General features: G+C 42.0%; 8 protein-coding genes. 6 read left to right on the forward strand and 2 right to left on the reverse strand.

The genetic code is table 11. From position 1 onward, the window contains the following. Positions 1-314: 314 nt before the first annotated feature. The 3 genes from ACFE93_RS33005 to ACFE93_RS33015 all read left to right on the forward strand — a co-directional run bounded on the left by ACFE93_RS33005 (position 315) and on the right by ACFE93_RS33015 (position 3,572). Positions 315-767, forward strand: a complete 453-nt coding sequence (locus ACFE93_RS33005) for a leucine-rich repeat domain-containing protein (protein WP_375480076.1) — start codon at positions 315-317, stop codon at positions 765-767. 447 nt (positions 768-1,214) lie between these two features. Next, the gene (locus ACFE93_RS33010) at positions 1,215-2,093 is read left to right on the forward strand and encodes an N-acetylmuramoyl-L-alanine amidase (RefSeq protein ID WP_375480078.1); all 879 of its coding nucleotides are present in this window, start codon (positions 1,215-1,217) and stop codon (positions 2,091-2,093) included. A gap of 222 nt (positions 2,094-2,315) precedes the next feature. Then, entirely contained in the window at positions 2,316-3,572 is a 1,257-nt protein-coding gene (locus ACFE93_RS33015) for an FAD-dependent hydroxylase (RefSeq protein ID WP_375480080.1), read from the forward strand. A 35-nt stretch (positions 3,573-3,607) separates the two neighbouring features. Here the strand turns inward: ACFE93_RS33015 and ACFE93_RS33020 are convergent, their stop codons facing one another. Beyond that, positions 3,608-5,128 (reverse strand): site-2 protease family protein, encoded by a 1,521-nt coding sequence (locus tag ACFE93_RS33020; RefSeq protein WP_375480090.1) that lies wholly within the window; start codon positions 5,126-5,128, stop codon positions 3,608-3,610. A 193-nt stretch (positions 5,129-5,321) separates the two neighbouring features. On the opposite strand from ACFE93_RS33020, the gene ACFE93_RS33025 reads away from it, so the two are divergent. Beyond that, complete coding sequence (locus ACFE93_RS33025; protein ID WP_375480082.1) at positions 5,322-6,053, forward strand: MBL fold metallo-hydrolase; 732 nt, start codon at positions 5,322-5,324, stop codon at positions 6,051-6,053. Positions 6,054-6,203: 150 nt separating this feature from the next. Here ACFE93_RS33025 and ACFE93_RS33030 read toward each other — a convergent pair whose 3' ends face one another. Then, on the reverse strand, positions 6,204-6,575 hold the full coding sequence (locus tag ACFE93_RS33030; protein WP_375480084.1) for a hypothetical protein: 372 nt from the start codon (positions 6,573-6,575) through the stop codon (positions 6,204-6,206). A gap of 191 nt (positions 6,576-6,766) precedes the next feature. Between ACFE93_RS33030 and ACFE93_RS33035 the strand changes: the two genes are divergently transcribed. Further along, positions 6,767-8,257, forward strand: a complete 1,491-nt coding sequence (locus ACFE93_RS33035; RefSeq protein WP_375480086.1) for a glutamine synthetase family protein — start codon at positions 6,767-6,769, stop codon at positions 8,255-8,257. 347 nt (positions 8,258-8,604) lie between these two features. After that, positions 8,605-8,829, forward strand: coding sequence for a microviridin/marinostatin family tricyclic proteinase inhibitor (locus ACFE93_RS33040; protein WP_375480088.1), 225 nt, complete (start codon positions 8,605-8,607; stop codon positions 8,827-8,829). Positions 8,830-8,854: the final 25 nt, after the last annotated feature.

Genomic DNA, 8,854 nt, shown 5'->3' on the forward strand with positions numbered 1-8,854 from the left:
CTCCATTAATGAGTCTTTTAGCTCCATTAATGAGTCTTTTAGCTCCATTAATGAGTCTTTGAACTCCATTAATGAGTCTTTGAACTCCATTAATGAGTCTTTGAACTCCATTAACGAGTCTTTGATACTCGTGAATGAGTGAATGTTATTGCGAGGTTAACGATGTCTACCACAAGCTACGCCTATGCACCCTGCTAATTTGAACATATAAAGCAGTTTTCATGTAGATAGAACACACGAATCTACCCTTACTCCCCATTTACTGCAATACACTATTCTGGTAAATATTGCTACATAGTTTGTGAGGTTTGCTGGTGACGAACGAAGAACTGTTGCAAATTATAGAAAAAGCTGCCAGAGAAAAAGCAACGCATCTAAACCTTTCTAACAATAAACTAAGAAGCCTGCCGCCAGAAATTGGCCAACTCTCTAACTTGAGGGAGCTATACCTCTCTAACAATAAACTAAGCAGCCTGCCGCCAGAAATCTGCCAACTCTCCAACTTGATAACGCTATACGTCCATTCCAATCAACTCAGCAGCCTACCGCCAGAAATTAGCCAACTCTCCAAGTTGGAGGTGCTATTCCTTGCTAACAATAAATTAAGTAGCTTGCCGCCAGAAATCGGTCAACTCTCCAACTTGACATGGCTATCACTCGCTAACAACCCACAATTGACCTTGCCGCCGCCTGAGATTGTCAAGCAAGGAGCGCAGGCGATTTTGACCTATCTTCGAGAAAAGTTAGAGGATAGCCAACGGCAGTAAGTTTATAAACTGTTAGTAGTTAGTGCAAAAGGTGTGGGTAAAACATTTTATAGACATACAATGCTAAGAAAGCTTTGAATCTGTCTTGGTATCATCTCTAGTTTTCGGGTTGGATATGCGAACATCACGCAGCAGAGTATAAACGCTAACTATTTTAGATTTGAGATTGTGATCTTGAATTGTAGAGAAACAATTCATCAACTATTCCCTAAACCAGCAGCAATAGTTTTAAGAGTATTTAAATAGCTCCATGACAGAGCAAGCATTTAAAACAATTACTTAGGATTCCTATATATACTAATAGGGTATATTTGACTAGAATTAAGGTATTATAGCGATTATTATTTAGATACCATAAGCGCTAGGGGTTTACAGAAGTGCGCCTCTAAGACTGACACGCCAGTTTAGCTATAAATTAATATCTACGGTTTTACGGGTATTAGAAAAATGAAGTTTACAGACTGGGTGACTAGAGTACTACTAATCTGGCTGATGTTCGCCACTCTAATAGTAGTGCTGCTAATTGGACGAGCAACAAAATTACACAACAATCCGACAATATCCCGTACATCCAATCCACAGGTTACAGCTTTCAGTCAATATCCTCAGGCGCAATTCCAATTAGCGAAAGAGCCAGAGAAGAAATTTCAAAATATTATCAAGTCCCCAGTCAAGACTAACAAATCTGTAGCAAGGTATGTAACCACTCAAGCTTTTGCACAGTACAGACCTAATTATCAAGTTGCTTCGGTTGACCCAAGTAACTATGGAGAACGGTACGTTCAAGATGTTAACGGCGTAACTCTCCACAACCAACCGATTATCGTCCTCCATGAAACTGGTTATTCTGCTTCCAGCGCCGTTAATTTCTTTCAAGTAGCTCATACTGATGAAAGTGTGCAAGCAAGTTACCACGCTTTAGTCAAGTTAGACGGAACAGTAGTTTATCTAGTACCGCCAGAAAAGCGGGCTTTTGGTGCGGCTAACTCAGTATTTGAGAGTTCCGAGGGAGTGGAAACTGTACAGACTAATCCGAATTTGCCCGCGTCTGTGAATAATTTTGCTTATCACGTCTCTTTGGAAACACCGCCAGATAGTTATGACAGTAGCAGCCAACAAACCCATAGCGGCTATAGGGAAGCTCAATATCATTCTCTTGCTTGGTTAATTGCTCAAAGTCAAGTTCCAGATCATCGCATCACTACGCACCATTTAGTAGACCGTTCTGGTAAAAAAGTTGACCCGATAAATTTTGATGGTCAGAAATTTCTCAGCTTACTTAATACTTATCGTCAGGTTAGACCAATCTATCGAGTCAGCAAATAATTTATTCAATCTTGTGGGGTTGGCGTCTTGCCATATTTTGCCCTCACCCCCGGCCCCTCTCCCATTGTTGGGAGAGGGGAGCAAATTTTCTAGTTCCCCTTCTCCCAACATGGGAGAAGGGGTTAGGGGATGAGGGCTGTCTTTAATTTTGAGTTGTTAACTTGCTCAAGAAGGCGCGATCGCGTCAAAATAAGAGTTAAGACGCTGTAACCTAACTTAATAATGACCCCAACGCAGCTTGAGCAAATTTCCCCTCAATCAACACCGCCAAATGAGCGGGGATATGAATATGATTTGGTAATTGTCGGCGGTGGGATTATTGGGTTAACTCTAGCCTCTGCTTTAAAAGATTCTGGCTTAAGTATTTTACTAATTGAGGCGAAAGTGTCATCTGCTGCGGTAGCCAAGGGACAAGCTTATGCGGTTCATCAGCTTTCGTCGCTAATTTATCAAGGAATTGGCGTTTGGGACAAAATGCTGCCGCAAATCGCCAAGTATTGCCGAGTTCGTCTTTCAGATGCCGATTATCCCGATGTGGTGGAATTTACCACAGATGATATAAATACAGCAGAGTTGGGTTATGTGGCGGAACATCAAGCGCTGTTGCAGCCGTTGCAAAATTTTGTCCAAGATTGCCCCAACGTGACTTATTTGTGTCCGGCGGAAGTGGTTAATACGCAATACCAGCAGCATATAGTCGCGATTGATATTAAAATTGCCGATCAACTAAAGACAGTTAAGAGCAAATTAGTTGTAGCCGCAGATGGATCGCGATCGCCAATTCGCCAAGCGGCTGGAATCAAAACCTCTGGCTGGAAATATTGGCAATCTTGCATCGTCGCTTTTGTCAAACCAGAAAAACCCCACAATAACACGGCTTACGAAAGATTTTGGTCTAGCGGCCCCTTTGCGATATTACCTTTACCGGGAAACCGTTGCCGCATTGTCTGGACTGCCCCCCATGAAGAGGCAAAAGCTTTGTGTGCCTTAAATGACGAGCAATTTTTGGCAGAACTAAGCCGCCGCTATGGCGATCAGATGGGGAAACTGGAATTATTAGGCGATCGCTTTGTTTTTCAAGTACAACTCATGCAAAGCGATCGCTACGTTCTCCCCCGACTAGCATTAATTGGTGATGCGGCGCACAATTGCCATCCCGTCGGCGGACAAGGTTTAAATTTGGGTATTCGGGATGCCGCAGCTTTGGCGCAAGTAATTCAACTAGCGCACAAGGCGGGTAAAGATATTGGCGATATTCAGATTCTCAAAGGTTATGAACGCTGGCGCCAGCTAGAGAATCTGACAATTTTAGGTTTCACCGATCTGTTAGATCGGATGTTTTCTAATAATTTCTTCCCTGTGGTGGTGGTTCGTCGTCTGGGTTTATGGTTTTTGCAGCGAGTACCGATATTAAAAGTATTTATGCTGAAATTGATGATTGGCTTAAAAGGGCGGACTCCAGAATTAGCAAAACGATAAAGCTTGAGAACGCGATCGCTAATATGTTTACTTGATTAAATTTGCAAAAAGTTAGCGATCGCCTGCGGTAATGGCAAAATAATTACAATCAACAAAGCCATTGCCAGTAACCCCCAAACGTCACGTTTATTATCTAATTCAGTGACATCATTCAGTGCAGGTTCATCAATCAACGGCATAAATAATAAGATAATCGCCCACACCAAAAATTCTTCCCGAACTAAAGAAAGTAATAGCAACAACACACGAGCAATTTGACCAATTACGATCGCAGTTCGTTGTCCAAACATCGCATGGACGATGTGACCTCCATCTAATTGTCCCACAGGCATTAAATTTAATGCCGTGACAACTAGTCCTAAAAAACCTGCTACTGCAACTGGATGCAAATCGAGGGCTGATTTTGCTGTTAACTGACTTCCCAAAGCTAACTTCGAGAGTATAGCCAGTAAAATTGAATACTTAGGGTTGAGAGCATCAGGATTTAAAAGTTGGGTTTTTTCAGTCAGGGAAACTATATCAGAATGAGCCAAACCCCATATTAGTAATGGCAAAGTAACAACAAAACCTGCAAGTGGCCCAGCAATACTAATATCAAATAAAGCTTTGCGGTTGGGAATAGGACTACGCATCTGAATAAATGCGCCAAAAGTTCCTAAGAAGAAAGGTACAGGAATAAAGTAAGGCAACGTCGAGCGAATCTTGTAAAATCTAGCTGTCAAATAATGCCCAAGTTCGTGAATACCTAAAATAGTCATCAATCCTAGAGCATAAGGTAATCCTTTGAATAAGACATCTGGATTAGATAGAAGTTTGAACAAAGATCCAATTTGCCAAATAGGCGGTAGAGTAACACCAGCATTTTGCAGTCCCACAAAGGTAGTAGTGATCAAAGTAGCTGCTAGTAGCATCAGCGCTAATCCTGGTCGAGTTAACCGTTCCTGGTTGCGTTGTGGTGTATTTGCGTGTTTTGCAGCTTGAGTGTTAGGAACCAGCACAAAGAAAGGTTTGCCATTGAAACCTTCTTGAAAGATTAGCAAGAAGCGATCGCCAAATTGTGCTTCAATATTAGTTTTAATCTGCTGGTAAGCATTGCTGGCTTTAGTTCGCAACTGCCCCCGACAAATCACAGATTGTGGTCGATACTCAATATTTTGAATGTAGTATACAGACCAAGGAAAACAATTTCGTAGTTGGGTTTCTTCCGTTGGTTCAATGGGACGCACTATTGGTTCTGGGGTAGGCTGGATAGTTGGTTGTGATTCTGAGGCTTGGGTTTGGGCTTCGGTCTGTGTATCTCTTGGTACTTGACGCCCCCATTGAAACAATACCCAGTATAAGACTGTGCAGACAAATACCGACCAGAGGATCAGCTCTGGCGGTGCAGATTGTTTCGCTCCGTAGATTAGCGTCCATCCACTCAACAGGAATGCTGGTGTCATTAAAACCAGCCACAACAACCATACAGGAGTGCGGGTGATGTGAGCAACGCTGCGCTGCACCATGAGATAAGTAGCTAGCCCCAGCAGGAGGATAAACAGAAACCAAAATGCCATATTATCTTCAGTAATTTTGACAAAACGCCCCACTAGTAGCTTCAGCACCATAGCATTAACTACAAGGCAGACCTCAAATCCCAATTTTTTTCACAACGGTTAACAGTGCTGGTTAACGCTCAAGTTTCAATTCTTGAGAATTTCCACACTGCGATCAAATTGTCCACAACTCCTCAGTTTCGGTTCTTTGATTATGTGCCCTTTACCTCAACAGCCAAGTCATACAATTAAGCTGCCACGGGCTGTCTTCCCTGACGAAGTTTTCAGCACAGGTTCTCTGCAATCGAACTTCGCACAAGAGAGCATTTTTGCCTTTCCACCCAATCGGGACACATTAGGGGGAACCTCTTATTTTATTGTAAGAAATGAAGGCAATATCCTCATAGATTGCCCTGCATTAGAAAAAACAAATCAAGATTTTTTGCGATCGCATGGAGGCGTGCGTTGGTTATTTCTCACCCATCGCGGCGCCATTGGTAAGACTGCTGAATTTCAGCAAGCCTTTGGCTGCGAGGTGCTAATTCAAGAACAAGAAGCTTATTTATTACCAGGCTTAACCGTAACTACCTTTAGGCAAGAATTTAATCTTGATGCCGCAACGCAAGTAATTTGGACACCAGGGCATTCTCCTGGCTCATCTTGTCTCTATTACAGTGAACTTGGGGGTATATTATTTTCTGGTCGCCATTTACTCCCTAACCAGCATGGTCAAGCAGTACCATTACGGACAAATAAAACCTTTCATTGGCCAAGGCAAATTCAGAGCCTTCGATTATTGTTAGAACGTTTTACACCAGAAACTCTCCAGTATATTTGTCCTGGAGCTAATACAGGCTTTCTTAGAGGTAAGCGGGTCATCGATCTAGCTTATCAACACCTCGTCTCTCTGGATTTACCAGTTTTGTTAGGGATACAACCCTTTTAGAGGTAGCAGGGCTTGTAGACATCACAAGGGTAAAATTTTGTCAATATTATTAAAATACATCTTTGGGCTTGGGTGATGAAAAAGGGTTATGTAACTCAATGGATGGGCTTCGTACTTCAGCCCATCCTACCGCGCTTGAGTGCAAACGTCTTATTTTTGTTTGCAGCTTGCGGTAAGTTCTACATTGTAGAAAGTCCCTGATTTGGGATTAATTGAACGCAATTCCTGAATAAAAGCATTAAATTTTGTATTGCTTGTGCCGAAGCCAGCTTCAGCACAAGCAGATAAACCTCCTTCAATGGGAATAGGAGATCCTGCTCTAGGACTATATACAATGAATTTATCGACGGTGCTAGTGCCGACTGCAAACCCGATAACTTGGCGAATTGCTTGCAAAGCAGCATTATCTAAGGGGCCACCAATACTGCCAATACTGATATTAACCGCACGATTTTCAGCAAAGGCTGGCGCAGTAATCGACAATACTGCCCCGACAATCATTAAACTGGCGAACTTCTTCATTTTTCTCTCCTCCAAAAAATTGAAAAACTAATAATTAAGTTTCGACATAGATGAAGTACATCACAGACTTAGCCATAGTCTTGTACCTGACTGGTTTTACTTTTATTCCCACTATAGTATTGCCCATTTCGTCAGGTAGCGATCGCGTACTAGCCAAATAATTAGTAACATTAAAATATTTTCGTTGTGTAATGAAAAGACCTGGATTTATTGAGCGTCATCACCTGTGGACAAAAATCCAAAAATCAGCATCTGAAAAGATCGAGGCTGTTGTTAAAGAACAGGATCTACTGTTGATTCGTACCGCTTGGTCAGATCAGCATGGCATTGTTCGCAGCAAGTCGCTCTTACCCCAAGCGTTTTTCAGCGCCTTAGAAAACGGTATGCAAATCAGCACAGGGACATTCCTGTTTGATACTGGTGGTGCAATAGTATTTAACCCGTTTGTTCCTGGTGGTAGTTTAGATATGCCTTCAATGACAGGTGCACCAAATCTTGTGGCTGTTCCTGACCCTGATACTTTCAAAATTCTGCCTTGGGCAAAACGTACTGGCTTTATTCTCTGTGACGAGTACTTTCAAAATGGTCAGGCAATGCCCTTTTCCAGTCGCGGTATTTTGCGCCAATCATTGGTAGAGTTATATCAAAGAGGGTTGGAGCATATTATCGGCTTAGAAGTTGAGTGGTATCTGGCAAAGTTAGAAGATCCGATGTTAGCGATCGCTAATGTTGGTACTTCTGGAAAACCTGGTGAACCTGCCAAAGTTAGCGCTGTAGAGCATAGCTTCCAATACCTTTTAGAATCACACAATCCAGAGATTCACGATTTGCTATGTGTTCTGGCAGAAAACTTAGTTGAAATAGGATTGCCTTTAAGGAGTGTGGAAAACGAAGGAGGTGTCGGTCAATTTGAATTTACCTTTGACCCGATTCCGGCATTACAAGCTGCGGATACAATGATGATATTCCGAATGGCGACCAAGCAAATCTGCCGTCAACAAGGTTACATCGCATCGTTTATGTGTCGTCCAGGACTGCAAGGTTGTTCTTCCAATGGCTGGCATTTGCACCAATCCCTTGTAGACCGAACCACAGGCGAGAATGCATTCATGTCTGCAAACTCCGAAACCCTCATGTCAGATTTAGGTAAACATTTCATTGGTGGTCTTCTTGAACACGCCAATGCCGCTTCTGTGTTCACAACCCCGACAATTAACGGCTACAAAAGATTTAGGCCTTATTCCCTAGCTCCTGACCGTGCCGGATGGGGATTGGAAAACCGAGGGGCAATGATTAGATTACAAGGTGGTTTTGATGATCCCAGCACCCACATTGAAAACCGAGTTGGAGAACCAGCAGCCAATCCTTATCTGTATATGGCATCGCAATTGATTTCTGGGTTAGATGGTGTAGCTCGTAAACTTGACCCTGGCTCCCCAACGGAGTCACCTTACGCGACAGAAAGTCCGACCTTACCCAAAAGTTTGCCAGAGGCGATTTCATATTTGAGCCAAAGCGAACTTTTTTCTCAAAAAATGGGGCATCAGTTTATCAACTTCATCATTAAGATGAAACAAAGTGAAATTAATCGTTTTTTACAGTCCGTCGCCGGTCGGCCACCAGAAGAGTATTTAAAGCAGGTGACTAACTGGGAGCAAAGAGAATATTTTGAATTATTTTGAAGTGAATAATTCTTGGGAATGTCGCGCTTTTAAGGGTGATTATTCAGGTTTCAAATAAATTTTCGGTGCATGAACAATTGCACCCCGTCCATACTTGCTTAAAAAGAATTAATATATTTTTAACTTTATACAAACATAATTACACAAAAATAACTATTTTGTAAAAGATAAATTAATACTTGTTTTGCTAAGTTAATATCTTGTCCTAAAGGACACGCTACGCGAACGCCAATTTCCGAGGGTGAGTTGATGTATAAACTCTTATTTGGGCAAAAATCTTGGTAAGTATTGTGTCATATAATCAGATACAGTATAAATTTAGGTTCAGTCTTTATAGGAGGAATATTGTGTCTGAAAACCAACCAGAAGAGTTGAATTCACAAGCAGTACCATTCTTTGCTCGATTCTTGGAAGGGCAAACCATTGAAGACCTTTCTGATGAAGAATCAAAAGCGATTATCGGTGGATGCAATAATGCCACAAACAACAATAATGATGAACCTGTCCAAACTCTGAAGTTTCCATCCGATCAAGAAGATAGCACTGGGAGCATCCCACTTTTTATTATTTAAAAAAAGGTAAATAAAGCATGAGAAG

Origin of the sequence: uncultured Nostoc sp., assembly GCF_964247315.1 — a bacterium.
Classification (GTDB): Bacteria; Cyanobacteriota; Cyanobacteriia; order Cyanobacteriales; family Nostocaceae; genus Nostoc.